At 66.1% G+C, this 1,346-nt stretch carries 1 protein-coding gene and 1 pseudogene; both read right to left on the minus strand.

Annotated elements, in window-relative coordinates:
- A pseudogene (locus AC04L7_RS18805) lies at window positions 1-1,027 on the minus strand (polyribonucleotide nucleotidyltransferase); the annotation flags it as partial.
- Window positions 1,028-1,211: 184 nt separating this feature from the next.
- The coding region (gene rpsO / locus AC04L7_RS18810; RefSeq protein ID WP_475513718.1) for a 30S ribosomal protein S15 at window positions 1,212-1,346 on the minus strand (135 nt) is incomplete at its 5' end.

Consider the following 1,346-nt stretch of genomic DNA (forward strand, 5'->3'; position numbering starts at 1 on the left):
GCGCGGAGCCGTGCACGCGCGGCAGCACGCTGACCTTGGAGGAGATCGGGCGCACCTGGTCGAGCGCACGGCCGTCGATGCGGACCTTGGTCTTCAGGACCGAGGCGCGCATGGTCTGGTATTCCTGCTCGCTGAATTCCTTCGACAGGTCGCCCGTGCTCCAGGCATTGCTCTCGGCCTGCGGCGCCAGCGCGCCCAGGATGGCCTTCTTCAGGCTGGAGATGGCATCGCGGCGCTCGATCTTGTCGCGCACCTGGAACGCACCGGCCAGGCTGTCGCCCACCGCATGGCGCAGGGCGGCGATCAGGCCTTCGTTCTTGGCCGGCGGCTGCCAGTCCCACTTCGGCTTGCCGGCTTCGGCCACCAGCTCGTTGATCACGGCGATGACCTTCTGCATCTCGCGGTGACCGAACATCACCGCGCCCAGCATCACTTCTTCCGACAGCTCGGCGGCTTCGGATTCGACCATCAGCACGGCGTTGGCGGTACCGGCGACCACGAGCTCCAGCTTGGAGTCCTTCAGTTCGCTGACGGTCGGGTTCAGCACGTACTCGCCATTGACGTAGCCGACCTTGGCGGCACCGATCGGGCCGTTGAACGGCGCGCCGGTCAGGGCGACGGCGGCGGAGGCACCGATCAGCGCCGGGATGTCACCGTCGATTTCCGGATTCAGCGACATCACCGTGGCGATGACCTGCACTTCATTGCGGAACTCTTCCGGGAACAGCGGGCGCAGCGGGCGATCGATCAGGCGGGAGATCAGCGTCTCCTTCTCGGTCGCACGACCTTCGCGCTTGAAGAAGCCACCGGGGATGCGGCCGCCGGCGTAGAACTTCTCCTGGTAGTCGACCGTCAGGGGGAAGAAGTCCTGGCCCTCGCGGGCGGACTTCGCGGCCACGGCGRTGACCAGCAGCACGGTGTCGTCGAACTTGACGACGACGGCGCCGCCGGCCTGGCGGGCGACTTCGCCGGTCTCCAGGGTGACCTGGTGCTTGCCGTACTGGAAGGTTTTGGTGATTTTTTCCACGGGGGTTTCCTTGGGATGCCTTGTGCGGGTTGGACCTCACGCGACCCTTGTCGCGCGTGGCTGGCCGGATGCGTCCGGCCGGTGGTGCTGGGAGGGGCGGGCCCGGTGCGGCCAGCGGATGCAGCGCATTCCGTTCCCTTAAATGCAAACCGCGGCGCATCTCTGCGCCGCGGTCGGGGGTATATCAGCGACGCAGACCGAGCTTTTCGATCAGGGTCTTGTAGCGCTCGTTGTCTTTCTTCTTGAGGTAGTCAAGCAGGCTGCGGCGGCGATTGACCAGCTGCAGCAGGCCACGGCGGCTGTGGTGATCCTTCTTGTG

It is taken from the genome of Pseudoxanthomonas sp. LjRoot204_2 (assembly GCF_056175765.1).